20 protein-coding genes are annotated in these 25,649 nt (G+C 73.2%); 8 read left to right on the top strand and 12 right to left on the bottom strand.

All coding sequences use genetic code 11. The features are described 5' to 3' along the window. Positions 1-6 precede the first annotated feature (6 nt). Positions 7-138, bottom strand: coding sequence for a hypothetical protein (locus G7Z13_RS34145; protein WP_277347415.1), 132 nt, complete (start codon positions 136-138; stop codon positions 7-9). Positions 139-368: 230 nt separating this feature from the next. Beyond that, a complete protein-coding gene (locus G7Z13_RS24825; protein ID WP_166002445.1) occupies positions 369-914 on the bottom strand; it encodes a GNAT family N-acetyltransferase in 546 nt (181 codons plus the stop codon). A gap of 86 nt (positions 915-1,000) precedes the next feature. On the opposite strand from G7Z13_RS24825, the gene G7Z13_RS24820 reads away from it, so the two are divergent. Next, entirely contained in the window at positions 1,001-1,564 is a 564-nt protein-coding gene (locus G7Z13_RS24820; RefSeq protein WP_166002444.1) for a GNAT family N-acetyltransferase, read from the top strand. 32 nt (positions 1,565-1,596) lie between these two features. Here the strand turns inward: G7Z13_RS24820 and pruA are convergent, their stop codons facing one another. Further along, entirely contained in the window at positions 1,597-3,228 is a 1,632-nt protein-coding gene (gene pruA, locus G7Z13_RS24815) for an L-glutamate gamma-semialdehyde dehydrogenase (protein WP_166002443.1), read from the bottom strand. A 38-nt stretch (positions 3,229-3,266) separates the two neighbouring features. Next, a complete protein-coding gene (locus tag G7Z13_RS24810) occupies positions 3,267-4,193 on the bottom strand; it encodes a proline dehydrogenase family protein (protein WP_166002442.1) in 927 nt (308 codons plus the stop codon). A 142-nt stretch (positions 4,194-4,335) separates the two neighbouring features. On the opposite strand from G7Z13_RS24810, the gene G7Z13_RS24805 reads away from it, so the two are divergent. Further along, positions 4,336-5,538, top strand: a complete 1,203-nt coding sequence (locus G7Z13_RS24805) for a helix-turn-helix domain-containing protein (RefSeq protein WP_206313141.1) — start codon at positions 4,336-4,338, stop codon at positions 5,536-5,538. A gap of 68 nt (positions 5,539-5,606) precedes the next feature. On the opposite strand, the gene G7Z13_RS24800 is transcribed toward G7Z13_RS24805, so the two are convergent. Next, entirely contained in the window at positions 5,607-6,809 is a 1,203-nt protein-coding gene (locus G7Z13_RS24800; RefSeq protein WP_166002440.1) for an ABC transporter substrate-binding protein, read from the bottom strand. A 231-nt stretch (positions 6,810-7,040) separates the two neighbouring features. Between G7Z13_RS24800 and G7Z13_RS24795 the strand changes: the two genes are divergently transcribed. From G7Z13_RS24795 to G7Z13_RS24780, 4 genes are read left to right on the top strand one after another with little or no spacing between them, the layout of a single operon-like run. Continuing rightward, positions 7,041-8,528, top strand: a complete 1,488-nt coding sequence (locus G7Z13_RS24795; RefSeq protein ID WP_166002439.1) for an ABC transporter substrate-binding protein — start codon at positions 7,041-7,043, stop codon at positions 8,526-8,528. Continuing rightward, positions 8,525-10,273: an ABC transporter permease subunit gene (locus tag G7Z13_RS24790; protein WP_166002438.1), complete on the top strand. Its 1,749-nt coding sequence runs from the start codon at positions 8,525-8,527 to the stop codon at positions 10,271-10,273. The genes G7Z13_RS24795 and G7Z13_RS24790 overlap by 4 nt, the downstream gene beginning before the upstream one ends. Next, positions 10,263-11,231: an ABC transporter ATP-binding protein gene (locus G7Z13_RS24785; protein WP_166002437.1), complete on the top strand. Its 969-nt coding sequence runs from the start codon at positions 10,263-10,265 to the stop codon at positions 11,229-11,231. The genes G7Z13_RS24790 and G7Z13_RS24785 overlap by 11 nt, the downstream gene beginning before the upstream one ends. Then, a complete protein-coding gene (locus G7Z13_RS24780; protein ID WP_166002436.1) occupies positions 11,228-11,908 on the top strand; it encodes a dipeptide/oligopeptide/nickel ABC transporter ATP-binding protein in 681 nt (226 codons plus the stop codon). The genes G7Z13_RS24785 and G7Z13_RS24780 overlap by 4 nt, the downstream gene beginning before the upstream one ends. On the opposite strand, the gene G7Z13_RS24775 is transcribed toward G7Z13_RS24780, so the two are convergent. Beyond that, positions 11,895-12,473, bottom strand: coding sequence for a TetR/AcrR family transcriptional regulator (locus G7Z13_RS24775; RefSeq protein WP_166002435.1), 579 nt, complete (start codon positions 12,471-12,473; stop codon positions 11,895-11,897). The genes G7Z13_RS24780 and G7Z13_RS24775 overlap by 14 nt on opposite strands. Before the next feature lie 178 nt (positions 12,474-12,651). On the opposite strand from G7Z13_RS24775, the gene G7Z13_RS24770 reads away from it, so the two are divergent. Beyond that, the gene (locus G7Z13_RS24770) at positions 12,652-14,127 is read left to right on the top strand and encodes an MFS transporter (RefSeq protein WP_166005269.1); all 1,476 of its coding nucleotides are present in this window, start codon (positions 12,652-12,654) and stop codon (positions 14,125-14,127) included. 150 nt (positions 14,128-14,277) lie between these two features. On the opposite strand, the gene serA is transcribed toward G7Z13_RS24770, so the two are convergent. From serA to G7Z13_RS24735, 6 genes are all read right to left on the bottom strand, one after another. After that, positions 14,278-15,867 (bottom strand): phosphoglycerate dehydrogenase, encoded by a 1,590-nt coding sequence (gene serA / locus G7Z13_RS24765; protein ID WP_166002434.1) that lies wholly within the window; start codon positions 15,865-15,867, stop codon positions 14,278-14,280. A 264-nt stretch (positions 15,868-16,131) separates the two neighbouring features. Then, positions 16,132-17,130, bottom strand: a complete 999-nt coding sequence (gene ilvC, locus G7Z13_RS24760) for a ketol-acid reductoisomerase (RefSeq protein WP_166002433.1) — start codon at positions 17,128-17,130, stop codon at positions 16,132-16,134. A gap of 152 nt (positions 17,131-17,282) precedes the next feature. Further along, complete coding sequence (gene ilvN / locus G7Z13_RS24755) at positions 17,283-17,807, bottom strand: acetolactate synthase small subunit (protein WP_166002432.1); 525 nt, start codon at positions 17,805-17,807, stop codon at positions 17,283-17,285. Between the two features lie 21 nt (positions 17,808-17,828). Beyond that, positions 17,829-19,682 carry an acetolactate synthase large subunit gene (locus tag G7Z13_RS24750; RefSeq protein ID WP_206313140.1) on the bottom strand — a complete coding sequence of 618 codons (1,854 nt, stop codon included), beginning with the start codon at positions 19,680-19,682 and terminating at the stop codon, positions 17,829-17,831. Between the two features lie 243 nt (positions 19,683-19,925). After that, positions 19,926-22,907, bottom strand: a complete 2,982-nt coding sequence (locus G7Z13_RS24745; protein WP_166002430.1) for an EAL domain-containing protein — start codon at positions 22,905-22,907, stop codon at positions 19,926-19,928. A 407-nt stretch (positions 22,908-23,314) separates the two neighbouring features. Next, positions 23,315-24,289 carry a 2-hydroxyacid dehydrogenase gene (locus tag G7Z13_RS24735; protein ID WP_166002429.1) on the bottom strand — a complete coding sequence of 325 codons (975 nt, stop codon included), beginning with the start codon at positions 24,287-24,289 and terminating at the stop codon, positions 23,315-23,317. A 76-nt stretch (positions 24,290-24,365) separates the two neighbouring features. On the opposite strand from G7Z13_RS24735, the gene G7Z13_RS24730 reads away from it, so the two are divergent. Further along, positions 24,366-25,364 (top strand): aldo/keto reductase, encoded by a 999-nt coding sequence (locus tag G7Z13_RS24730; protein ID WP_166002428.1) that lies wholly within the window; start codon positions 24,366-24,368, stop codon positions 25,362-25,364. Positions 25,365-25,649: the final 285 nt, after the last annotated feature.

Here is a 25,649-nt window from a genome sequence, read left to right as displayed (position 1 = left end):
CGGCTCTCAGTGGCCGGTCGAGCCGCCGTTGTCCCGGCGGTCGAGGGCGCGCTGGAGGGCCGCGGCGGCGTTCTTGCGGTCGGACTCGCTGATGCGGGAGGCGTGGCGGACTCGGCGGCGGACGGTCGTCTCGGCCATGGGGAATCGACTCCTTCGACGGACGGGAGCTCGGAAAGGGGTTCACGAGACGCCGGATGGGCGCGGAGCTGCGGTGCCGCAGGGGTTGCCTGCACGGGCCCGGCTCACGAGCGCCAGTCGCTGGGTCGAGCGAGACGTTCGGCTCCTACAAAAGTAGGTGAGGACGGAGCGTCTGTCTCCACAATTACTCGGACTTCCTACTATCTGAGACGGCGCAGGTCGGAGCAGCGTCAGAGCACGTCTCCGTCCCGCCAGTCGAAGACCAGCTCGGCGAGCGGGTCCGAGGCCGCGGCCGGCACGGGCCACACATAGGTGCTGCCCTCCTCCTCGGGCAGCCGGACCATCCCGCCGGGCCCGAGCGCGCTGATCCGCCCGCTCCACGCCCACCAGCCGCGGGCGGTGTAGAGCGCGGCGCCGTCGTCGCTCGCGGAGAGGGCCCCGAGGTCGTAGGCGCGGGTGATGACCCTCTCCAGGGCGGCCATCACCCGGCCGCCGAGCCCCTGGCGCCGCGCGTCCCGCCGTACGGCGACGCCCTCCACGTACCCGGTGCGCAGCCACCGCCCCTCGGAGCGGACCCGGCGCATGACGACCGCCCCGTGCGCGGCGAGCCCCCGCTCGTCGTGCACGAGCGCGTGCATCCCGCCCAGGGTGTGGTCCCAGTCCTCGTCCGCGAAGTCGCCGTCGAAGGCGTCGTGCAACAGGGAGCGGACGGCGGTGAGTTCGGCGGGGGTGAGGTCGGCGGTGTGGGCGGTGCGCACGGTGGTCGTGGTGGTCATGGGCTCAGTATCGCGAGGCGCGCCAGGCGGTTTCCGCCGGTTTATTTCGGTAGCCGGGCATGATCCACGCGGCCTACGGTGCCCCGATGACGGAACTGCGCACCGCACGCCTGCTGCTCCGCTCCTGGCGGGACGACGACCTGGCCCCGTGGGCCGCCCTCAACACCGACCCGGAGGTGCGCCGGTATCTGCCCGGCGTGCCCAGCCGGGAGCGGACCGACGCCGGCGTCGCCCGCTTCCAGGCCGACCTGGACGCGCGCGGCTGGGGATTCTGGGCGGTCGAGGTGCGCGGCACGGGCGAGTTCATCGGCTTCACCGGCCTCGACCCGGTCGAGGAGGGCCAGCCGTTCACCGGCGTCGAGGCGGGCTGGCGGCTCGCCCGCTCCGCCTGGGGCCACGGCTACGCCACGGAGGCCGCCCGCGCGGCGCTCGCGTTCGGCTTCGCCGAACTGGGCCTGCCGGAGATCCTCGCCGTGACCACGCACGACAACCTGCGCTCACGGGCCGTGATGCGCCGCCTGGGCATGACGTACGACCCGGCCGACGACTTCGACGACCCGGCCGTGCCCGAGGGGCCGCTGCGCCGCTGTGTGCTGTACCGCCTGGGCGCTCCCGGCGGCGGGGACGCCGAACGGGCCGGGTCCGTGTGAGGACCCGGCCCGTTTCACCCGTTTCCGGGGTGTCAGCCCATGTGCGGGTAGGTGTAGTCGGTCGGCGGGACCAGGGTCTCCTTGATGGCGCGGGTCAGGGTCCAGCGCTGCAGGTTCTGCGGGGCGCCGGCCTTGTCGTTGGTGCCGGAGGCGCGGCCGCCGCCGAAGGGCTGCTGGCCGACGACGGCGCCGGTCGACTTGTCGTTGATGTAGAAGTTGCCCGCGGCGTAGCGCAGCTTCTCCATGGTGTACGCGGCCGCCGCGCGGTCGTTGGCGATGACGGAGCCGGTGAGGGCGTAGTCGGAGACGGACTCCATCTGGGTCAGCATCTCGTCGTACTTGTCGTCCTCGTAGACGTACACGGCGAGGATCGGGCCGAAGTACTCGGTGGTGAAGACCTCGTTCTCCGGGTCGGTGCACTCGATGACGGTCGGGCGGACGAAATAGCCCACCGAGTCGTCGTAGCTGCCGCCCGCGACGATCGTGCAGGCCGGGTCGTTCTTGGCGCGGTCGATGGCGGCCTTGTTCTTGGCGAAGGCGCGCTCGTCGATGACGGCGCCGATGAAGTTCGACAGGTCGGTGACGTCACCCATGGTGAGGTAGTCGACCTCGGCGGCGAACTCCTCCTTGAAGCCGTCGTTCCAGATGGACGCCGGGATGTAGGCGCGGGAGGTCGCCGAGCACTTCTGGCCCTGGTACTCGAAGGCGCCGCGGGTCAGGGCGGTCTTGAGGACCGCGCGGTCGGCCGACGGGTGGGCGACGAGGAAGTCCTTGCCGCCGGTCTCCCCGACGAGGCGCGGGTAGGAGCGGTACTTCTCGATGTTCTGGCCGACCGTCTTCCACAGGTACTGGAAGGTCTTGGTGGAGCCGGTGAAGTGGATGCCGGCCAGGTCGCGGTGGTTCAGGGCGACCTCGGAGACCTCCAGGCCGTCGCCGGTGACCAGGTTGATCACGCCCTTGGGCAGACCGGCCTCCTCCAGCAGCTGCATCAGCAGCACGGCGGCGTGGGTCTGCGTCGGGGACGGCTTCCACACGACGACGTTGCCCATGAGGGCCGGGGCGGTGGGCAGGTTGCCCGCGATGGCCGTGAAGTTGAACGGCGTGATCGCGTAGACGAAGCCCTCCAGCGGGCGGTGGTCCAGGCGGTTCCACACGCCCGGGGAGTTCGCCGGGGGCTGCTCGGCGAGGATCTGGCGGGCGTAGTGGACGTTGAAGCGCCAGAAGTCGACCAGCTCGCAGGGGGTGTCGATCTCGGCCTGCTGGGCGGTCTTGGACTGGCCCAGCATGGTGGAGGCGGCCATGGTCTCGCGCCACGGGCCGGCCAGCAGCTCGGCGGCGCGCAGGAGGATCGCCGCGCGGTCGTCGAAGGACATCGCGCGCCAGGCCGGGGCCGCGGCGAGGGCCGCGTCGATGGCGTCCTGGGCGTCCTGCCTGGTGGCGTTGCGGTAGGTGCCGAGGACGGCCTTGTGGTTGTGCGGCTGGACGACCTGGAAGGCCTCGCCGCCGCCCATCCGCTTGACGCCGCCGATCGTGCAGGGCAGGTCGATCGGGTTCTCGGCCAGCTCCTTGAGCTTGACCTCCAGGCGGGCGCGCTCGGGCGAGCCGGGGGCGTAGCCGTGCACCGGCTCGTTGACGGGGGTGGGGACCTGGGTCACAGCGTCCATGAGATCCGTAACTCCTTGTACGTGAGCGGGTGTTCGGGTTAGCCCTTGCTGACCATCGAGCGGAGGAAGAAGCGCAGGTTGGCGGGCTTCTCCGCGAGGCGGCGCATGAAGTAGCCGTACCAGTCGGTGCCGTAGGCGGTGTAGACGCGCATCCGGTGGCCCTCGGCGGCCAGGCGCAGGTGCTCGTCGCCGCGGATGCCGTAGAGCATCTGGAACTCGTACTCGTCCAGCTTGCGGCCGGCCTGGTGGGCCAGCTCCTGGGCGATGGCGATCAGCCGCGGGTCGTGGGACCCGATCATCGGGTAGCCCTCGCCCTCCATCAGGATCTTCAGGATGCGGACGTACGCCTTGTCGATCTCGTGCTTGTCCTGGTACGCGACGGACGCGGGCTCCTTGTAGGCGCCCTTCACGATCCGCACCCGGCTGCCGTTCGCGGCGAGGCGGCGGGCGTCGGCCTCGGTGCGGAAGAGGTAGGCCTGGATGACGCAGCCGGTCTGCGGGAAGTCCTTCCGCAGCTCGTCGTGGATGGCGAACATCGAGTCGAGGGTGGTGTGGTCCTCGGCGTCGAGCGTGACGGTGGTCCCGATGGCGGCGGCGGCCTCGACGACCGGGCGGACGTTCTCCAGCGCGAGTTCGTGGCCGCCGTCCAGCGCCTGGCCGAACATCGACAGCTTCACGGACATCTCGACGCGCTCGCCCAGCTCCAGCGGCTTGATCCGCTCGATCAGCTCCAGGTAGGCGTCGCGGGCGGCGCCGGCCTGCTCCGGGGTGGTGATGTCCTCGCCGACGACGTCCATCGTCAGCTCCAGGCCCTTGGCCGTGAGGTCCTCGATGATCGGGACGATGTCGTCGACGGTCTCACCGGGGATGAAGCGGTCGACGACCTGCTTGGTCACCGGCGCCGCCGAGATCAGGCGTCGCATCCGGTCGCTGCGCGACGCGGCGAGAATCACGGGACCCAGCACGGGGCACCTCCACATACTGCCAACCATCGGCCATTACCCGACGATTCGGGTACGGCACGGAGAACCACCGTGAAACCTAAGGATCCCTCCGATCGTCGGCCATCGACAGCTGTCACGCATCCGTGCCGGAGATCTCAGACAGATGTATGAGGGCGTCGCGGATATGCGGCAGAATGCCCGGGTGACGTCGGATTACAAGGGTGACTACCAGGAGCTGGTCGACGAGATCTCCGAGCTGCTGGGCGCCCCGGCGACGCTGGAGAACCGCGATTTCGAGCTGATCGCCTTCGGGGCCTACGACAGCGAGGGCGAGCTGGACCCCTCCGCGCTGGACCCGGTCCGCACCCGCTCGATCCTCACCCGGCGCTCCACGGCGGCCGTCCGCGCCTGGTTCGAGGGGTTCGGCATCACCCGCGCGACCGGCCCGGTCCGCATCCCGGCGAGCCCGGAGGCCGGGGTCTACCGGGGGCGCATCTGCCTCCCGGTACGCCATCGGGGTGTCGTCCTCGGCTACGTCTGGCTGCTGGAGGACGAGCCCGGCCCGACCGAGCGGCAGCTGGCCGCCGCCATGGAGGTGACCGGGCGGATCGGCGCGCTGCTCGCCGACGAGGCGCAGCACGGCGCCGACCTGACCCGGGAGCTGCGGGCGGTGCTGACCGCCGAGCGGGGCTGGCAGCGGGACATGGCGGTGGCCGCGCTGCGCACCGCGCTGGGGCCGCGCGGCGACGGCCCGCACGCGGTGGTGTGCGTGGCGCCCTGGCCGTCCCCGGACCCGGACGACGCGCCCTCCGCGCGGGCCGTCCCGCACACCACCGCCCTGTGCACGGTGCCCTGGGGCACCACCGGGCAGAGCCTCGCGGCGCTGGTCCGGCTGCGCTCGACGGACGTCACCGCGCCCGCGCTGACCACGGCGTCCCGGCTGCTGCGGGAGGGCGCCCGCGCGGCCGGGGTGAGCGAGCCGCGCGCCGGGCTGGCCGAGCTGGGCACCTCGTGGCAGGAGGCCTCGGCCGCCGCCCGCGCCGCCCTCGCGGAGCCCCGGCTCGGCCCGGTCGCCGAGTGGGCGCGCGTCGGCCCGTACCGCCTGCTCACCGCGCTTCCCCCGGAGGCCGTCCGCGATCCCGTCGTCGCCCCCCTCCTCTCCCCCGCCCACCGCGAGCTGGCCCGTACCGCCGAGACCTACCTCGACCGCGCGGGCCAGGCCGGCCGCACCGCCGCCGAGCTGGGCATCCACCGCCAGACCCTCTACTACCGGCTGTCCCGCGTGGAGCAGCTGACGGGCCTGGACCTGGACGACGGGGAGGACCGGCTGCTGCTGCACATGGCGCTGAAGGCGGCGCGGCTGTAGGGGGCGTTGCGCAGGGGCAGCGGCCCGGCGGACCGCAGGGACAGCGCCCCGGCGGACCGCTTCCGGGATCAGGCTGCCGGCACCAGGTCCGCCGTGACGGGCACCTCCGGTGTGCGCGTGTTGGTGACGATCTCCAGGCGCGGGCCCTTCGGGCCGGAGTGCCACTGGCCGCCCGCCAGGGGGAGCAGGGCGATGTTCGGGGTGGGGCCCGCGGTCCAGTCGAGGCGGCCCGCGATGGTGGTGAGGCGGGTGCGGGACAGGGTGGCGGCGACGGCGGCGCGGTCGGTGGGGTCGGGGGCCGCGGACAGGGCGTGGTGGGCGGTCTCGACGAGGGCGTGGGCCAGGCCGAGGGGTTGGAGCCAGGGGCGGCCGGTCGTCTCCTGGTAGGCGCCGGCCAGTTCGGCGCAGGTGGTGCCGTCGAGGCTGGAGCGGTGCGGGTGGCCGGGTGACCAGTAGACGAGCGTGGCGACGCGCGCGCCGGCCAGTTCGTCGTGGACGCGCCGGTCGGCGGCGGTGGCCGTGTGCGGGTAGGTCAGCCAGCGGGAGCAGGTGATCAGCCGGGGCCGGGCGCCGGCCCCGCGGGCCTGGCGGTGGTAGCGGGCGAGGTCGGCGGCGGTGGCTGCGCTGGTGACGATGGGGGCGCCGGCCTCGCGCAGCCGGGTGACCCATGCGGTCAGGTCCCCGGCCGGCTCCGGGTACGGGCCGGGGTCGACCAGCCGGTGCCCGCGGGCGCGGGCGGCGGGGACGAAGCCGAATCCCTCATCGCGCAGCAGCCGTCCCTGCAGGTCGTCGTTCCACAGGCAGCCGACGGTCCGCTCCGGCCCCTCGGCGCCGGGCAGCCGTTCCCACAGGTCGGCGAAGACGTCCGCGATGTCGTCCAGGCCCCAGGCGAAGTGGTACGTCCACCGGAAGGCGCGCCGCGGATCGCCGCCGCGGGCGTAGCCGTACGCCTGCCAGGGGAAGGTCGTCGACACGCAGGGCACGCCCAGCTCCTCGCAGGCGTCGGTGACGGCGGGCAGGACCTGGGTACCGGCCATGGTGAGCACGATGTTCGCCCGTTCCCGCTCGGCGAGTTCGCGCACGGCGCCGCGGGCCGTCGCCGCGTCGGAGCGGCTGTCGCGGACGGCGATCCGCAGCGGGTGGCTGCGGCCCCGCGCGCGCAGCCGGGTCAGCCGGGGCGCCAGCCGCTCCAGCACGTACGCCAGCGGCTCGCCCAGTGGTGCCAGCCGCCCGGTGCGCGGCACCACCACGCCGATGCACAGTCCCGTCATGTCGGTCCGCCTCTCGCCTTCGTCGACTCGGTCGCCGTGGGAACGATCGAGCGGGCGCGCGGGGCACGAGAGGCACCTGGCCATGGCCCGCAAGGCGCCGGCCCATGGCCGAGGGCACCGGCCCACGACCCGAGAGGCACGGGCCGCGGTCGCGATTATTGGAAATGATTGTCATCATGCTACGGTCGTCCGGCGTTCAACCTTTGACCACCCCTTTACCCGGAGTGACCTGTGCGCGTCCCCGTCCGCCTGCTCCCCCTCACCGCGGCCATAGCGGCCCCCGCCCTGCTCACCGGCTGCTTCGCCGCGCCCGACGCCACCGGCGCGGCCGCCGAGGGCAAGCGCGTCCGCGTCGCGATGATGCAGCCCCCGCGCTCGGGCCTGTCCCCGCTCTCCGACGACGCGTTCAAGCTCTCGCGCTGGTCGACCGCCGAGACGCTGGTGACCCTCGACGAGGACGGCGACGCCGAACCCGCACTGGCCACCGAGTGGAAGCAGAACGGCCGCAGCTGGACCTTCACGATCCGCGACGGCGTCACCTTCCACGACGGCACCGAACTGACCGCGCGGGCCGTCGTCAACTCCCTCACCCGCGCCGCCGAAGCCGCCCCCAAGCCCCGCATCCTCGACGGCGTCGACCTGACCGCGAAGGCCGACGGGGACAAGGTCGTCGTCAGCACCGCCACCGAGGACCCCCTGCTCCCGCAGCGGCTCAGCTCCCCGCAGCTGTCGATCCTCGCGGCGAAGGCGTACCGCGGCAAGACCGTGAACCCGGTCGGCGCCGGCACCGGCCCCTTCGAGCTGACCGAGGTGAACGGTACCTCCTCCGCCTCCCTCGACCGCTACGACGACTACTGGGGCGGCAAGGCCAAGGCCCCCGGCATCGACGTGCGGTTCGTGCCCGACGGCACCGCCCGCGCCGCCGCCCTGCGCAGCGGCGAGGCCGACATCGTCGAGGCGGTGCCGGTCTCCCAGGCCGCGCTGCTCGACCCGGACCTGGTCACCGAGGTCCCCATGCCGCGCACCAACACCCTCTACCTCAACACCGACAAGGGCGTCTTCGAGGACCCCGCGATGCGCGCCGCCGCCCGCGAGGCCATCGACGCCGAGTCGATCGTCAAGGGCGTCTACGAGGGCCGCGCCGACCTCGCGCACGGCCTGCTCGGGCCCGCCCTGCCGTGGGCGGCCGGCCTGCGCGAGCCCGTCCGGCGCACCGAGGCCGGCGCCCCGGACGGCGCGAGCATCACCATCGGCACCTTCACCGACCGCGCCGAACTGCCCGAGGTCGCCGCGACGCTGCAGCAGCAGCTCGAGAAGGCCGGGTTCCGGGTGAAGCTGGACGTACGCGAGTACGCCAACATCGAATCCGACGCGCTCGCCGGCGAGTTCGACGCGTTCGTCCTCTCCCGCGCCACCGTCCTCGACTCCGGCGACCCGGCCGCCTACCTCTACAGCGACTTCGCCTCCGACGGCTCCTTCAACATCGCCCAGCTCGCCGACCCGGCCGTCGACAAGGCCCTCGCCGAGGCCGCCGCCACCGCGACCGGCGAGGCCCGCCGCAAGGCCGTCGTCGCCGCCGAGGCCGCCGTGCTGCGCACCGACGCGGCCGTGCCCATGCTTCACGAGCGGGTCATCCAGGGCGACGCCGCGGGCGTGGTGGACGCCGCCCACGACCCGCGCGAGCGCGAGCTGGTCACCGCCGACACCTACGTCAAGTGAGGCGTGTCGCACAGCGGCTGGCAGGCCCCGCCGGAGCGACCCGCCTGGTCTGCCTGGCCGCCGTCGTCGCCGCCGTCGGCCTGCTGCCCTGGCTCTCCGGCCGCGACCCCGCGCTGACCGTGCTGCGGGCCCGCTCCGCCGAGCAGGAACCGACGCGGGAGGCCCTGGACGCCGTACGCCGCGACCTCGGGCTGGACGCCGGGCCGCTCGCCCTGCTCGGCGACTGGGCCGGCGGGCTGCTCCGCGGCGACCTCGGCACCTCCTGGGTCTCGGGCACCGAGGTGCTGCCCGCCGTGACGGCCGGCCTCCAGGTGTCGCTGGGCCTGATGGGCGCCGCCCTCGCCGTCGCGCTCCTGCTGGCCGCCGCACTGACCGCGCCCGTGCTGGTGCGCGGCCGGGGCTCGGCGGGCGGCCTGGCCGCGGTGCCGGCCGCCCTGCCCGAGTTCCTGCTGGCCACCGTCGCCCTGCTGGTGGGCGGCGTGTGGCTGGGCGCGCTGCCGACCTCGGGCTGGCAGGGACCGCGGTACATGATCCTTCCCGCGCTCGCGCTCGGCGTCCCCGCGGGCGGACTGCTCGGCCGCCTGGTCGCGGACGCCCTGCCCGCCGTGCTCGACGAACGCTGGGTGGAGCTGTGGCGCGGCGCGGGGGTCGGCCGCGCCCGGATCGCCGCGGCGGCCCTGCGGCGCGTCCTGCCGCCGCTCGTCCCGCAGTTCGGGATGGCGGCGGTCGGCCTGACCGGCGGCGCGGTCGCGGTGGAGACGGTGTTCGCGGTGCCCGGCATCGGCCGTACGGCGCTGGGCGCGGCCAAGTCGCAGGACCTGCCGCTGCTCCAGGGCGCCGTGCTGGCGCTGCTGCTGCTCGGCCTGCTCACCGGCGCGCTCGCCGCCCTGCTCCGGCGCCGGCTGCCGGGACCCGCGCTGCGCGACGCCGGACTCGTCCTGCCCCCGGCCCGCCCGGTCCGCGTCCACCCCGCCGTGCCGCTCGCGCTGTTCGCGGTGCTCGCCGTGGCCATCGGCTGGGGCCTGCTGCGCGACCCGTACGCCGTGCACACCACCGCCCGCCTGGCCGCGCCGTCCTGGGCGCACCCGCTGGGCACCGACGGCCTCGGCCGGGACGTGCTCGCCCGGCTCGGGCACGGCGCCGCCCCGACGGTCGGCACCGCGGCGGCCGTCGGCCTGCTGAGCCTGGCGGCCGGGCTGGCGCTCGGCTTCCTGCCCCGCGTCGCCGCGGGCGCGGCGGACATCGCCAACGCGCTGCCCCCGGTCATCGTCGGCATCCTGGTCGCCGCGGCGGCCGGGCCCGGCACCGGCGGCGCGGCCCTCGCGGTCGGGCTGATCTCCTGGCCGCCCCTGGCCGCGCACGCGGCGGCGCTGACGCAGGAGGTGCGGGCGTCCGCGTTCCTCACGGCCCAGCGGGCGATCGGCGCGTCCCCCTGGTGGATCCTCACCCGGCACGTCCTGCCGTCGGTGGCCGCCCCGGTCTCCCGGCACGCCCTGCTGCGGCTGCCCGGCATCGCCCTCGCGCTGGCCTCGCTCGGCTTCCTCGGCCTGGGCGCCCAGCCGCCCGCCCCGGAGTGGGGCCTGCTGCTCGACGAGTCGCGCGCCTACGTGGAGCGCGCCCCCTGGGCCGCGCTCGCCCCGGCGGTCGCGCTGGCGCTGCTGGCGGCGCTCGCGGTCTCCGGTGCGGCGTACGCGCGAGGAACCCGGATCCCCCGGGGGAAGGAGGCACCCGCCGGTGTCCGCTGAAGTCCTGCTCTCGGTCCGCGACCTGCGGATCTCCTTCGCCGGGGTGGAGGTCGTGCGCGGCCTCTCCTTCGACGTGCGCGCGGGCGAGGTGCTCGCCGTGGTCGGCGAGTCCGGCGCCGGGAAGTCGCTGACCGCGCGGGCGCTGCTCGGCATGCTGCCCCGCGAGGCGGCCACCGCCGGGACGGTCGGCCCCGACCTGTCGTCCGCGCGCGGCCGCCGCATCGCCCTGATCCCGCAGGACGCGCTCTCCGCGCTCTCCCCCGTGCACCCGGTCGGCGACCAGCTCGCCGCCGCCGTCCGGTCGGTGCACCGGGTCCCCCGCGCCGAGGCCCGCGCCCGCGCGGTGGCCGCGCTCGACCGGGTGGGCATCCCGGACGCCGCCCGCCGCGCCCGCGCCTACCCGCACGAGTTCTCCGGCGGTATGCGGCAGCGCGCGGTCATCGCGATGGCCACGGTCAACGAGCCGGACATCGTCGTCGCCGACGAGCCCACCACCGCCCTCGACCCCGGCCGCCGGGAGCAGGTGCTGCGCGTCCTGACCGAGCGGCGCGAGGCGGTCGGCGCGGCCCTCGTCCTCGTCACCCACGACCTGGACGCCGTACGCCTCCACGCGGACCGCGTCCTCGTCCTGTACGCGGGCCGGGCCGCCGAATACGGCCCCGCCGGCGAGGTGCTGGCCCGCCCGCGCGCCCCCTACACCGCGGGCCTGCTCGCCTCGCTCCCCCCGGACGACGGCCCCCGGCGCCGCCGCCTCCCCGCGCTGCCGGGCACCCCGCCCACGCCGGGCGCCCTCCCCGCGGGCTGCGCCTTCGCCCCGCGCTGCCCGCTGGCCGCGGCGGTCTGCCGTACGTTCGAACCCGAACCCCGCCCCCTGGACGGACGCCTGGTCGCCTGCCACCGCGCGGAGGAAGTCCCGCACCCGGCCGCGGTGTTGTCCGAGACGAGGGAGAACGCATGAGCCACCCCCTGCTGGACGTCCGCGGCCTCGTCGTCCGCTACGGCGCGGTGACGGCCGTCGACGGCGTCTCCTTCACCCTCGCGGCGGGCGAGACCCTGGCCCTCAACGGCCCCTCGGGCTGCGGCAAGTCGTCCACCGCGACGGCCGTGCTCCAGCTGCGCCGGCCCGACGCGGGCGAGGTCCGCTTCGAGGGCCGCGACCTGACCACGCTGACGGACCGCGAACTGCGTCCCCTGCGCCCGCGCATGCAGCCCGTCTTCCAGGACCCCCACGGCTCGCTGAGCCCCCGCCACCGCATCCGCGACGCGATCGCCGAACCCCTGAAGGTCCAGGGCCGCTGGAGCACCGCCGACGGCCCCGCCCGCGTCGCCGAACTGCTCGACCGCGTCGGCCTCGACCCGTCCTGCGGAGACCGCCGCCCGCACGAACTCTCCGGCGGCCAGTGCCAGCGCGCCGGCATCGCCCGCGCCCTCGCCTCCGACCCCCGCCTCCTCGTCCTCGACGAGCCGGTCTCCGCCCTCGACCCGTCCGTGCGGGCCGGCGTCCTGAACCTCCTCGCGGACCTCCAGGACGACCTCGGCCTCGGCTACCTCTTCATCTGCCACGACCAGGCCGTCGTACGGCACTTCGCGGACCGGGTGCTGGAGATGCGGGACGGGCGGATCAGCGCGTCGTAGCCGTCTCGATCACCCGCCGCAACCCCTCCGTCAGCCGGTCCGCGTCGGGGGCGCTCTTCGGGTCGAAGGTCCACTGGGCGATGAGGCCCGTCATCAGGGTGGTCAGGAAGACTCCCACGGTGTCCGCGACCTCGTCGGTGACGTCGTCCTCGGTGCCGCCCATCAGCAGCGGGACCAGCCCGCGTCCGGCTTCACGCTGCGCCCGGACCAAGTGGTCGCGGACTTCGGGGAGTTGGTCGCCCATCACGACGATCTCCATGCTCAGGTGCCAGATCGAGCCGGGGTCCCGCATGGTGGAGATGATGTTGGACCAGACCTCCCGGAAGCGTTCCAGCGAGCCCGGCTCGCCGCGCAGTCCGCCACCGCCGTCGAAGGTGTCGCCCATCGCTTCGACCAGGGCGATATAGGCCTGCGCGAGCAGCGCGTCCTTCGAGCCGTAGTGGTAGCCGATGGACGCCAGGTTCGTCCCCGACTCCTTGACGATGTCCCGTGCCGTCGTGCGCACGAACCCCTTGGCGAGCAGGCAGCGCTTGGCGCCCTCGAGCAGATCTTCGCGGTGTCCCATGCGGCCAGGCTAACGCCGCTCTAGACAGGCGTCCCAGACACGGGCTTTATACAGCTGTTCCATACGTTCGTCCTAGACGCTCGTCTAGTACGTGCGTATAGTCACCGGCGTGACGACGACACCCCACCCCTCCCCGCCCCGCGCCGGCCGCCGCGCGTGGACGGCGTTCGGCGTGCTGATGCTCCCGCTGCTGCTCGTGTCGATGGACGTCTCCGTCCTCTACTTCGCCATCCCGGCGATCAGCGCGGATCTCGCCCCGACCGCCACCCAGCTGCTGTGGATCTTCGACATCTACGCGTTCGTGCTGGCCGGTCTGCTGATGACGATGGGCTCGCTCGGTGACCGGATCGGCCGGCGCAGGCTGCTGCTGATCGGCGCCGCCGCGTTCGGCGCCGCCTCGCTCGTGGCGGCGTACGCCACCAGCGCCGGAATGCTGATCGCGGCCCGCGCGGTGCTCGGCGTCGGCGGAGCGACCCTGATGCCGTCGACGCTGGGCCTGACCCGCGCGCTGTTCCCCGACCCACGGCAGCGGGCGACGGCGATCGCGCTGTGGTCGGGCGTGATGACGGCCGGCATCGCCCTCGGCTCGGTACTCAGCGGTGTGCTGGTGGAGTTCTTCTGGTGGGGCTCGGTCTTCCTGGTCAACCTGCCCGCGATGGCGCTGCTGCTGGTGCTCGGCCCGATCCTGCTGCCCGAGGCCCGCGACCCCGCTCCCGGACGGTACGACTGGCCGAGCGTGCCGCTGTCGCTGGCCGCGGTCCTGCCCGTGGTGTACGGCCTGAAGGAGATCCCCCCGCAGGGATGGAACGTCCGGTACGTGGTCGCGATCACCGTCGGGCTGCTCTTCGCGGCGCTGTTCGTGCACCGCCAGCGCACCGCCGCGCACCCGATGATCTCCCCGGCGCTGCTGCGCGGCCCGGGCTTCGCCCCCGCGGTCCTGCTCAACCTGCTCGCCGCGTTCGGGACGATGGGCTCGGCGCTCTTCACCACGCAGTACCTGCAGTCGGTGCTCGGCAAGAGCGCGATGGAGGCCGCCCTGTGGGCGCTGCTGCCCACCGTGCCGATCGGCCTGGCCGCACCGGCCGCGACGGCGCTCGTCCAGCGGGGTGTGCCCCGCGGCCGGGTGGTCGCCGCGGGCTTCGCGGTCGCGGCGAGCGGCTACGCGCTGCTGACCCTCGCCGGCACCGACTCGCTCGCGCTGGTGCTGACCGCGAGCGGCGTGCTGGCCTGCGGGATGGTCATGGTGATGTCCCAGCTGACGGACCTGGCCATCACAGCCGCCCCGGCCGATCGCGCGGGCTCCGCCTCCTCGCTGCTGGAGACCGGCGCCGAGTTCGGCGGCGCCCTGGGCATGGCGGTCCTCGGTGCCCTCGGTACGGCCGTGTACCAGCGCGGCATCCCGTCGTCCGCCCCGGACCCGGCCCACGAGACGCTGGGCGGCGCGCTCGCCGCCGCGGGGCGGTTGCCGGGGCGCGCGGGAGACGCCCTGGCGACGGTGGCGCGGGAGGCCTTCACCGACGGCATGCGGGCGGCGGCGGTCGCGGGCACGGTGCTGCTCGCGGGCGCGGCGGTGCTCGCGGCGGTGACCCTGCGCCGGGTCCGGCCGCGGAAGGACGCCGAGCCGGCGGAGCCGTTCAGCGCGTCCGCGGTGTGAGGACGAGGCCGATCAGGGCCGGAACGGGGGCCGGGACGGCGAGACGCCGGACGAGCCGAGCGTGTCGGCTTGTCCGGCGTCCGGGGACGAGGCCCGTTCCAGGGCCCGAGCGGGGGTCCGGGGGCGGTCGCCCCCGGGAGGACGGTCGGCTCAGACGAGGTTGACCGACCGGGCCGACGTCGCGCCGGTCTCCGCCGCCAGCTCCGCCAGCACGTTCGGGGCCACCGTGTCGTCGACGGTGAGCACGGCGAGCGCCTCGCCGCCGACCGCCGCACGCGCGACCTGCATGCCGCCGATGTTGATGCCCGCCTCGCCGAGGATGCGGCCCACGGTGCCGACGACACCCGGGCGGTCCTCGTACTTCAGCACGACCATGTGGTCGGCGAGCGCCAGGTCCACGTCGTACTCGCCGACCGCGACGATCTTCTGCAGGTGCTTGGGACCGGCCAGCGTGCCGGAGACCGACACCTCCTCGCCGTCCGCGAGGGTGCCGCGCACCGTCACCACGTTGCGGTGGTCGGGCGACTCGGAGCTGGTGGTCAGGCGCACCTCGACCCCGCGCTCCTGGGCGAACAGCGGGGCGTTGACGTACGACACCGTCTCGTCGACGACGTCCTCGAAGACGCCCTTGAGCGCGGACAGCTCCAGCACCTTCACATCGTGCTGGGTGATCTCGCCGTACACCTCGACGTCGAGGCGGACCGCGACCTCGCCCGCGAGGGCGGTGAAGATCCGGCCGAGGCGCTCGGCGAGCGGCAGGCCCGGCTTGACGTCCTCGGCGATGACGCCGCCCTGGACGTTCACCGCGTCCGGCACCAGCTCGCCCGCGAGGGCCAGCCGCACCGACTTGGCGACGGCGATACCGGCCTTCTCCTGGGCCTCGTCCGTGGAGGCGCCCAGGTGCGGGGTGGCGACGACCTGGTCGAACTCGAACAGCGGGGAGTCCGTGCAGGGCTCCTTCGCGTACACGTCGAGACCGGCGCCGGCGACCCGGCCCTCCTTGAGGGCGGAGTACAGCGCCTCCTCGTCGACGATCCCGCCGCGCGCGGCGTTGACGATCCGCACGCTCGGCTTGACCTTGCGCAGCGCCTCGTCGCCGATCAGACCGACCGTCTCGGGGGTCTTGGGCAGGTGGACGGTGATGAAGTCGGAGACCTCCAGCAGCTCGTCCAGCGACAGCACCTTGACGCCCATCTGCGCGGCACGCGCGGGCTGCACGTACGGGTCGTAGGCGACGACCTTCATGCCGAAGGCGGACATCCGCTGGGCGACCAGTGCGCCGATGCGGCCGAGGCCGACGACGCCGAGGGTCTTCTCGGCCAGCTCGACGCCCGTGTACTTGCTGCGCTTCCACTCGCCGTTCTTCAGCGCGGCGTTGGCCTGCGGGATGTTGCGGGCGGTGGCCAGGATCAGACCGCAGGCCAGCTCGGCGGCGGTCACGATGTTGGAGGTCGGGGCGTTGACGACCATCACGCCGGCCTTGGTGGCGGCGGAGACGTCCACGTTGTCCAGGCCGACGCCGGCTCGTGCGACGACCTTCAGCTTGTTCGCGGCGGCGATGGCCTCGGCGTCCACCTTGGTCGCGGAGCGGATCAGGATCGCGTCCACGTCGGCGATGGCCGGGAGCAGCTCCGCCCGGTCGGCGCCGTTGCAGTGGCGGATCTCGAAGTCGGGGCCCAGCGCGTCGACGGTGGCGGGCGACAGCTCTTCAGCGATGAGTACGACGGGTTTCGAGCTCACGTGAGTCCTCACATGTCCAATGCGGACGGCCGTCCCGACGGCCGCAGGCGGTGAAGAAGTGCTAGCCGCGTGGAAGACGCACGACGCTGTGGGCCTGACGCGTTTGTTGAACTGCAGTCTAGTGGCGCGGCGGAGGTCGTCTTGCGCCTCTGCGGAAGGATCACCCGTCCGTGGCTGGACGGGATGGACAACGCCTTCCCTCGGCGTCGCCCCGGGTTCGCCGAAGGGGCTGTCGCCTTGTGGCGACAGCCCCTCGGGTGAGGCTTACGCCTCCTCGTTCACCCAGCTCATGAGCTTGCGCAGCTCCTTGCCGGTGGTCTCCAGCAGGTGCTCGGAGTCCTGCTGCTTGTACTCGTTGTACTTCTTCAGACCGCCGTGGTACTCGTCCATCCACTGCTGGGCGAACGTGCCGTCCTGGATCTCGGCGAGGACCTTCTTCATCTCGGCCTTGGTGGCGTCGGTGATGATCCGCGGGCCGGTGACGTAGTCGCCCCACTCGGCGGTCTCGGAGATCGACCAGCGCATCTTCTCCAGGCCGCCCTCGTACATGAGGTCCACGATCAGCTTCAGCTCGTGCAGGCACTCGAAGTAGGCGATCTCCGGCTGGTAGCCCGCCTCGGTCAGCGTCTCGAAGCCGGCCTTGACCAGGGCGGCGGTGCCACCGCAGAGGACGGCCTGCTCACCGAACAGGTCGGTCTCGGTCTCCTCGGTGAAGGTGGTCTTGATGACGCCGGCGCGGGTGCCGCCGATGCCCTTGGCGTACGACAGGGCCAGCGCGAAGGCGTTGCCGGTGGCGTCCTGCTCGACGGCCGCGATGCAGGGAACGCCGCGGCCCTCCTCGTACTGACGGCGCACCAGGTGGCCCGGGCCCTTCGGGGCGACCATGCAGACGTCGACGCCGGCCGGGGGCTTGATGAAGCCGAAGCGGATGTTGAAGCCGTGGCCGAAGAACAGCGCGTCGCCGTCCTTCAGGTGGGGCGCGATGTGCTCCTCGTAGACCTGCGCCTGGATCGGGTCCGGGACGAGGATCATGATGACGTCGGCCTCGGCGGCGGCCTCGGACGGGGTCACCACGCGCAGGCCCTGCTCCTCGGCCTTCGCCTTGGACTTGGAGCCCTCGTGCAGACCGACGCGGACGTCGACACCCGAGTCACGCAGCGACAGGGCGTGCGCGTGGCCCTGGCTGCCGTAACCGATGACCGCGACCTTGCGGCCCTGGATGATGGACAGGTCGGCGTCGGCGTCGTAGAACAGCTCGGCCACTTTGGGTTCTCTCCTTGAGTGCAGGTGTTGCGTCCCACCGTATGACGGTGGCGGGAAGGGAAGTCCGGGGGTCTCGGTATACGGGCGGCGTCCTCGGCCGAATGCCGCCCGTACGAGGGATCGGCCGTACGAGGGCCGGGCCGGGGGACGGATCAGGCGCTGCGGTCGAGGGCGCGCAGCGAGCGGTCCGTGATGGACCGGGCTCCGCGTCCGATCGCGATCGTGCCGGACTGGACCAGCTCCTTGATGCCGTACGGCTCCAGCATCTTGAGCATGGCGGACAGCTTGTCGCTGGAGCCGGTGGCCTCGATGGTGACGGCCTCCGGGGAGACGTCGACGGTCTTGGCGCGGAACAGCTGGACGATCTCGACGATCTGGGAGCGGGTCTCGTTGTCGGCGCGCACCTTCACCAGGACCAGTTCGCGCTGGACGGCCTGCGACGGCTCCAGCTCGACGATCTTGAGCACGTTGACCAGCTTGTTGAGCTGCTTGGTCACCTGCTCCAGCGGCAGGTCCTCGACGTTCACCACGATGGTGATGCGGGAGATGTCGGGGTGCTCGGTGACGCCGACGGCGAGCGAGTCGATGTTGAAGCCGCGGCGGGAGAACAGGGCGGCGATCCGGGCGAGGATGCCGGGCGTGTTCTCCACCAGGACGGAGAGCGTGTGCTTGGACATGTTCTCTTCGGTCTCTCTCGCTCAGTCGTCTTCGTTGTCGCCGAAGTCGGGGCGGACGTCCCGGGCGGCCATGATCTCGTCGTTGGAGGTGCCGGCGGCCACCATCGGCCACACCATCGCGTCCTGGTGGACGATGAAGTCGACGACGACCGGACGGTCGTTGATCGAGTTCGCCTCCTCGATGACCTTGTCGAGGTCGGCCGGGTCCTCGCAGCGGATCGCGTAGCAGCCCATGGCCTCCGACAGCTTCACGAAGTCGGGGATCCTGGTGCCCTGGCCGGGCGCCTTGCCGTCGTGCTCCGGGCCGGAGTGCAGGACGGTGTTGGAGTACCGCTGGTTGTAGAAGAGGGTCTGCCACTGGCGGACCATGCCGAGGGCGCCGTTGTTGATGATGGCGACCTTGATCGGGATGCCGTTCAGGGCGCAGGTGGTCAGTTCCTGGTTGGTCATCTGGAAGCAGCCGTCGCCGTCGATCGCCCAGACCGTCTTGTCGGGCGCGCCGGCCTTGGCGCCCATGGCGGCCGGGACGGCGTAGCCCATGGTTCCGGCGCCGCCGGAGTTCAGCCAGGTCGCGGGCGTCTCGTAGCTGATGAAGTGGGCGGCCCACATCTGGTGCTGGCCGACGCCCGCGGCGAAGATCGTGCCCTCGGGGGAGAGCTGCCCGATCCGCTCGATGACCTGCTGCGGGGAGAGCGAGCCGTCGTCGGGCTGGTCGTAGCCGAGCGGGTAGGTCTCGCGCCAGCGGTTCAGGTCGTGCCACCAGGCGGTGTAGTCGCCCTTGTGGCCCTCGCTGTGCTCCTTCTGGACGGCGTGGATCAGGTCGGCGATGACCTCGCGGGCGTCGCCGACGATCGGCACGTCCGCGGCGCGGTTCTTGCCGATCTCGGCCGGGTCGACGTCCGCGTGGACGATCTTGGCGTACGGGGCGAAGCTGTCCAGCTTGCCGGTGACGCGGTCGTCGAAGCGGGCGCCGAGGGCGACGATCAGGTCGGCCTTCTGCAGCGCGGTGACGGCGGTGACCGCACCGTGCATGCCCGGCATTCCCACGTGCAGCGGGTGGCTGTCGGGAAACGCGCCGAGCGCCATCAGGGTGGTGGTGACGGGTGCTCCGGTGAGTTCGGCGAGGACCTTCAGCTCGGCGGTGGCCCGGGCCTTCAGGACGCCGCCGCCGACGTAGAGGACGGGCCGCCGGGCGGCGGTGATCAGCTTGGCGGCCTCGCGGATCTGCTTGGCGTGCGGCTTGGTCACCGGGCGGTAGCCGGGCAGGTCCATGGCGGGCGGCCAGGAGAAGGTGGTCCGGGCCTGGAGGGCGTCCTTGGAGATGTCGACCAGGACCGGACCGGGGCGGCCGGTGGAGGCGATGTGGAAGGCCTCCGCGATCACCCGCGGGATGTCCTCGGCCTTGGTGACGAGGAAGTTGTGCTTGGTGATCGGCATGGTGATGCCGACGATGTCCGCCTCCTGGAAGGCGTCCGTGCCGATCGCCTTGGAGGACACCTGGCCGGTGATCGCGACCAGGGGCACCGAGTCCATGTGGGCGTCCGCGATCGGCGTGACCAGGTTGGTGGCGCCGGGGCCGGAGGTGGCCATGCAGACGCCGACCTTGCCGGTGGCCTGCGCGTAGCCGGTGGCCGCGTGGCCGGCGCCCTGCTCGTGGCGGACCAGGACGTGGCGCACCCTGGTGGAGTCCATCAGCGGGTCGTAGGCCGGGAGGATGGCCCCGCCGGGAATGCCGAATACCGTGTCGGCGCCGACCTCCTCGAGAGAGCGGATGAGGGACTGCGCACCCGTGACGTGCTCGACGGGCGTCGGCTGCTGTCCTCCGGAACGGGGCCGCGGCTGCGGATGATGGGCCCCGGTGGCCTGCTCGGTCATCGGCATTCTCTTCTCGATGCTGAGGGTTTTTGCGAGTTTTGTGCGGTGTCGTACCGCGGTTCGGCAGGTGCCTGTGCAACAAAAAACCCCTCGTGCCGGAAGGCAAGCGAGGGGAGCGCGCCGGTGAGGTCGCTGGGGGTTCCGGATCGTCCTCCGGTGGGTCCCAGCTCAGCCGACGCGCTGTCCAAGTACGAGAATTCGGGTGCGCATGGCACTGACCCTCCCCCCGGCACGCACCCACTGTCAAGTGGGTGGGACGGGAGTCTCAGCATGTGAGCGAAGGGCCGTCCCGCCTCCGAAGACGGCGGTCACACCACTCGTGTACACCCCCGCCGCGCCGCGCGCCAGAGCCGGCTCGGCCGGTGCGTGCGGCACCGGGTAATGGCCGGATCCGAGCGCCCGGCGCAGCCGGTACTCGTCCAGGGGTCCGGAGAACGCCATGCCCTGTCCGTGGGTGCAGCCCATCGCGCGCAGGGCGGCGACCTGCTCCGGCAGGTCCACGCCCTCGGCCACGGACTGCATCCCGAGGTCGCCGGCGATCCGCAGCAGCCCACTGGTGATCTTGTGCAGCCGCGCGGACTCGACGACGCCCTCGACCAGGCCGCGGTCGAGCTTCAGCACGTCCAGCGGGAGCCGGCGCAGCGCCGTGATGGCCGGGCAGCCGGTGCCGAACCCGTCCAGCGCGACGCGGACGCCGAGCCGCCTGAGCTGGCTGAGGCGGCGCTCCAGCTCGTCCAGCGGGACGCGCGGATCGATGTCGGTCAGTTCGATGATCAGCGACCCCGACGGCAGTCCGTGCCGGGTGAGCAGGGCCTCGACCGAGCCGACGGGCATCGAGCGGTCCAGCAGGCGGCGGGCGGTCGTCCGGACGGCCACGGGCACCACGAGCCCGCTCGCGGCACGTTCGGCGGCCTGCTCGACGGCCTCCTGGATCATCCAGCGGCCCAGCTCGGCGGCCTTGTCGCTGTCCTCGGCCACCCGCAGGAACTCGGCGGGCGTGAAGAGCACCCCTTGCGAGGACCGCCAGCGCGCCTGCGCGGTGACCGACGTGATCCGGCCGTCCGCGAGCCGGACCACGGGCTGGTGCAGCAGCGTGAACTCCCCGTCGTGCAGGGCGGCGCGCAGCCGGGTGGCCAGCTCCGCCTTGCGGACGACGTCCTGCTGCATCTGCGGCTTGTACAGCACCACGCGGCCCTTGCCGGCCGACTTCGCCCGGTACATCGCGAGGTCGGCGTTGCGCAGCAGCTCGCCCGCGCCGAGGCCGGGCTCGGCGAAGGCGACGCTGATGGAGGCGGCGACCCGGACATCGTTGCCGTCGATGACGTACGGCTGCGACAGCTTCACCCTGAGGCGGTCGGCGAGCTCCAGGATGTTGCGTTCGCGGGCCGCCCGGTCCCGGGTGGTGCCGTCGCCGACGATCAGGGCCGCGAACTCGTCACCGCCCAGCCGGGCCGCGGTGTCGCCCTGGCGGACCGCCTCCTGGAGCCGGCGGGCGGCCTGCACGAGGAGTTCGTCCCCGGCCTGGTGTCCGATGGTGTCATTGACGGCCTTGAAGCCGTCCAGGTCGATGAAGAGCACCGCGGTGCCGCGCAGGGCGGCGCCCCGGTCGGAGGCGCGGCGGCCCGAGAGGGCGTGCTGGACGCGCTTGGTGAACAGCGCCCGGTTGGGCAGGTCGGTGAGCGGGTCGTGCTCGGCGTTGTGCTGGAGCTGCGCCTGCAGGCGCACGCGTTCGGTGACGTCCCGGCTGTTGAAGATCAGCCCGCCGTGGTGGCGGTTGACGGTCGACTCGACGTTCAGCCAGCCGCCGTCGCCGGAGCGGAAACGGCACTCGATGCGGGTGGTGGGCTCCTCCAGGGGGCTGGCGGCGAGGAAGCGGCGCACCTCGTGCACCACACAGCCCAGGTCCTCGGGGTGGATGAGATCGGCCAGCTCGGAGCCCACCAGTTCCTCGGCGGGGCGTCCGTAGACCCCGGCCGCGGCCGGTGAGACGTAGCGCAGGATGCCGTTGGGCGCGGCGATCATGATGACGTCGCTGGAGCCCTGCACCAGGGAGCGGAAGTGGTTCTCCTTCTGCGCCAGCTCCTGGGTGAGGGTGATGTTGTCGAGCAGCATGATTCCCTGGCGCATCACCAGCGCGAGCACCACGGTGCCGCCGGTGAGCAGCACCACGCGGTCGACGCTGCGGCCGTTGAGCACGTTGTAGAGGATCCCCAGCGTGCACACGGCGGCGGCCAGGTACGGCGTGAGGGCGGCCAGCGAGCCGGTGAGCGGGCGGGTGGCCGGGTAGCGGGTGTGCTCGCCCGGCGGCACCGGACCGTGCGGCGGGTGGCCGGCGGGACGCTGGCCGGGCACGTGCTCGTGCACCACGCGGGTGTGCTGTTCCTCGGGCTGCCGGGGCGCCACCCACGGGGCGTACGCCAGCAGCAGCGAACCGGCGAACCAGCCGGCGTCGAGCAGCTGGCCCGAGCGGTAGCTGTGGTGCAGCAGCGGCGAGGTGAACAGGGCGTCGCACATGACGGTCAGGGCGAGGGCGCCGATCGCCGTGTTGACGGCCGAGCGGTGCGTGCCCGAACGCCGGAAGTGCAGCGCCAGCACCATGCTGACCAGGGCGATGTCGAGCAGCGGGTAGGCGAGGGAGAGCGCGGCGTGCGCCACGCCCTGGTCGCCGCCCTTGGCGGCCTGCGCGAGCGCGAGGCTCCACGACAGGGTGAGCAGCGAGCCGCCGATCAGCCAGGCGTCGAGGGCCAGGCAGACCCAGCCCGCCTTGTTCACCGGCCGCTTGGCGAGGACGAGCAGGCCCACGATGGCGGGCGGCGCGAAGCACAGGAAGAACAGGTCGGCGTAGGAGGGGCTGGGCACGGGGCGGCCCAGGACCACCTCGTACCAGCCCCAGACCAGGTTGCCCAGGGCCGCCATCGTGGAGGACAGGGCGAACAGCAGCCAGGCCGGCCGGAACCGGACCTGGCGGCCGCGCGCGTACAGGAGACAGGAGACCGCGGCGGCCGCGGCCGCCGCGCTGAGTCCGAAGTCCCCCATGATCAGTGCCAGTTGCTCCGAGCCCCAGCCGACGGCGGAACCGACGGCGTAGGCGGCGCACACCAAGGCCAGCAGCAGCTGGTGGACCGCGGTCGGTCCGCGGCGTGCGACGGGCGGGCGGGGACGCAGCGCGCCGGTGGCGCGCTGGGTCCGCAGGCGGGCGTCGAGGGTGGGCGTCGGCGCGTTCACCGGTACCTCCCGCTCCGCGGCGCCGCGCCCGCGTCCCGCGGGACCCGCTGTGCCGGGTGCCCGTGCCGCCTGCGGCTGCCGTGCCGGCGGTGGTGACTGAGGTTGTGGCTGCCGTGGTGGCCGCCGTGACCGGCGTGGTGGCCACGCCTGCGCGTGGCCGTGCGCCAGGGTCGCCGCCGGCGGCCCCGCCGAGTCGGATCGTTGGTCCATAGGCCGTGCATCGCCCGTCGCCCCCCTCGCAGTCTGAAATGTCCATCCCCGGCGCCGAACGGTGCGCGGCGCAGCCCCTGTCGGGACGATACACCAGTCTCGTCACTCAGGGACATAGCTTCTCTACGCTCCGTGACCACCTGCGGGAAGCGAGTACCCCCCGCGTCCGAGAGGTTGCGGAGGGTGCCCGAATCGGATTACACGCCCGCTGCGCCCGGAGCGCCAGACCTGTCGGCGCCCGTCGTAAGGATCACGTTGCGCAAGGGCTCCCGGTTCACGAAGCGGCTCAACTGGTCCACCAGGAGCCGCTTGGCGCGCGGCAGGAACGCGGAGGTGGGTCCGCCGACATGAGGGCTGATCAGTACCCCCGGCGCACGCCACAGGGGGTGAGCGGGGGGCAGCGGCTCGGGATCGGTGACGTCCAGGGCCGCCGTGATCCGGCGGCGCCCCAGCTCGGCGAGCAGCGCCTCGGTGTCGACGACGGGCCCGCGGGCCACGTTGACCAGCAGCGCTCCGTCCTTCATCCGGGCCAGGAACTGGGCGTTCACCAGACCACGGGTGTCCTCGGTGAGCGGGGTGGAGATCACCACGACGTCCGCTTCCGGCAGCAGCGCGGGCAGGTCGGTGAGCGGGTGCACGGGCCCGCGCGCCGTGGTGCGCCTGGAGCGCGCGACGCGCGCCACCCGCGCGAGCTCGAAGGGTTCGAGCCGGTCCTCGATCGCTGATCCGATCGAACCGTAGCCCACGATGAGGACGGTCTTGTCGGCCAGCGCGGGACGGAACCCGCCGAGCCACTCGCCCCGGTCCTGGGCGCGCACGTAGTCGGGGACGCCCCGCAGCGAGGCGAGGATCAGCGTGAGCGTCAGCTCCGCCGTGCTCGCCTCGTGCACACCGCGCGCGTTGCACAGCCGCACCCCCGCGCGGACCCGGGCCAGCGCCGGCAGCACGTGGTCGACCCCCGCCGACAGCGTCTGCACCACCTCCAGGGACGTCATCTCCGGCAGGGGACGCTGCCCCAGCGGGGCGGGCTTCATGTAGGGGACGACGTAGAAGGCGCAGTCGGCAGGGTCCGAGGGAAAGGTTTCCGCACCGTCCCAGAAACGGTACGCCGGCCCCTCCGGAAGCCCCTCGATCTCCTCCGGCGGGATGGGCAGCCACACGTCAGCAGTCATGGTCCGGAGGCTATGTCAGGGGCGCGTGGGCGCAGAGGTTAGGTTGGGGTGCCTGGAGAGGGAGGGTCACGACCACGTGGAGCGCAGGACGATCGGCGCGGCGGCACTCGCGGTGGGGGCCGTCGGACTCGGGTGCATGCCGATGAGCTGGGGGTACAGCACGTCCAGGCAGCGCGGCGACGAGTCGCTGCGGGCGGTGCACCGGGCTCTGGACCTGGGCTCGACGCTGCTGGACACCGCCGACATGTACGGCCCCTTCACCAACGAGCTGCTGCTGGGCCGGGTGCTGAAGGAGCGGCGGTCCGACGCGTTCGTCTCGACCAAGGTGGGGCTGCTGGTGGGCGAGCAGCACATCGTGGCCAACGGGCGTCCCGGCTACGTGAGGCGCGCCTGCGACGCGTCCCTGCGGCGGCTCCAGACGGACGTCATCGACCTGTACCAGCTGCACCGCGCGGACCCCGAGGTCCCGGTCGAGGAGACGTGGGGCGCGATGGCGGAGCTGGTGCGGGCCGGGAAGGTGCGGGCGCTGGGCCTGTGCGCGGTGGGCGCGCGCGGCGGCCGGCGCGGCGGGAGCCGCCTCTACGACGCGACGATCCGCCAGCTGCAGCGACTGCAGCAGGTGTTCCCGGTGAGCGCGGTGGAGGCGGAGCTGTCGGTGTGGTCCCCGGAGGCCCTGGACACCCTGCTGCCCTGGTGCGAGTCGCGCGGCATCGGCTTCCTGGCGGCGATGCCGCTCGGCAACGGCTTCCTCACCGGCACGCTGACCCCCGGTGAGGGCTTCGAGCCCGACGACATGCGCGCCCGCCACCCCCGCTTCACCGCCGAGATGATGGCCGCGAACCAGCCCATAGTGGTGGGCCTGCGCCGCATAGCCGCCCGCCACGGCGACCACGTCACCCCCGCCCAGGTCGCCCTCGCCTGGATCCTCGCCCAGGGCCGCCACGTCGTCCCCGTCCCCGGCACCAAGCAGGAGCGCTGGGTCACCCAGAACGCGGCGGCGGCGAACCTGCGCCTGACCCCGCAGGACCTGGCCGAGGTGGCGGGGCTGCCGGGGGCGCAGGGGTCCTGGGAGTAGGCCCCGGACCGGGGGCGGCGCGGGGCGGAGTGCCTGCCGGCGCGGGGCGAAGTAAGTGTCGGCGCGAGCGGGGTGCCTGGCGCGTGGGGCCGGTGCGTGGGGCATGGGGCGGCTTTCGGGCGGCGCGGGCCCGGACCTCGGACGGCACGGCGCGGATGCCTGCGGCGTGGGGTGGGGAACGTGGCGGCGCGAGCCCCGGATGCTTGTCCGCGTCGGCTTGTCCGCGTTGGCCGGGGAGACGGTGCCGGTGTGCGTTCCCGGCAGCCTCGTCGGCCTGGATGCGGT

The sequence above is a fragment of the Streptomyces sp. JB150 genome, from assembly GCF_011193355.1.
Taxonomy (GTDB): domain Bacteria; phylum Actinomycetota; class Actinomycetes; order Streptomycetales; family Streptomycetaceae; genus Streptomyces.
The sequence above is the reverse complement of the archived record's forward strand: the minus strand, read 5'-3'. Positions and strand labels throughout refer to the sequence as shown.

What these genes read in the sequence shown, in the direction of transcription:
- G7Z13_RS24770 (WP_166005269.1), top strand. Translation starts at nt 12,652, where the DNA reads ATGCTCCCGCTGCTGCTCGTGTCGATGGACGTCTCCGTCCTCTACTTC.
- G7Z13_RS24820 (WP_166002444.1), top strand. Translation starts at nt 1,001, where the DNA reads ATGACGGAACTGCGCACCGCACGCCTGCTGCTCCGCTCCTGGCGGGAC.
- G7Z13_RS24735 (WP_166002429.1), bottom strand. Translation starts at nt 24,289, where the DNA reads ATGACTGCTGACGTGTGGCTGCCCATCCCGCCGGAGGAGATCGAGGGG.
- G7Z13_RS24825 (WP_166002445.1), bottom strand. Translation starts at nt 914, where the DNA reads ATGACCACCACGACCACCGTGCGCACCGCCCACACCGCCGACCTCACC.
- G7Z13_RS24775 (WP_166002435.1), bottom strand. Translation starts at nt 12,473, where the DNA reads ATGGGACACCGCGAAGATCTGCTCGAGGGCGCCAAGCGCTGCCTGCTC.
- pruA (WP_166002443.1), bottom strand. Translation starts at nt 3,228, where the DNA reads ATGGACGCTGTGACCCAGGTCCCCACCCCCGTCAACGAGCCGGTGCAC.
- G7Z13_RS24750 (WP_206313140.1), bottom strand. Translation starts at nt 19,682, where the DNA reads ATGACCGAGCAGGCCACCGGGGCCCATCATCCGCAGCCGCGGCCCCGT.
- G7Z13_RS24805 (WP_206313141.1), top strand. Translation starts at nt 4,336, where the DNA reads ATGTATGAGGGCGTCGCGGATATGCGGCAGAATGCCCGGGTGACGTCG.
- G7Z13_RS34145 (WP_277347415.1), bottom strand. Translation starts at nt 138, where the DNA reads ATGGCCGAGACGACCGTCCGCCGCCGAGTCCGCCACGCCTCCCGCATC.
- ilvN (WP_166002432.1), bottom strand. Translation starts at nt 17,807, where the DNA reads ATGTCCAAGCACACGCTCTCCGTCCTGGTGGAGAACACGCCCGGCATC.
- G7Z13_RS24800 (WP_166002440.1), bottom strand. Translation starts at nt 6,809, where the DNA reads ATGACGGGACTGTGCATCGGCGTGGTGGTGCCGCGCACCGGGCGGCTG.
- G7Z13_RS24780 (WP_166002436.1), top strand. Translation starts at nt 11,228, where the DNA reads ATGAGCCACCCCCTGCTGGACGTCCGCGGCCTCGTCGTCCGCTACGGC.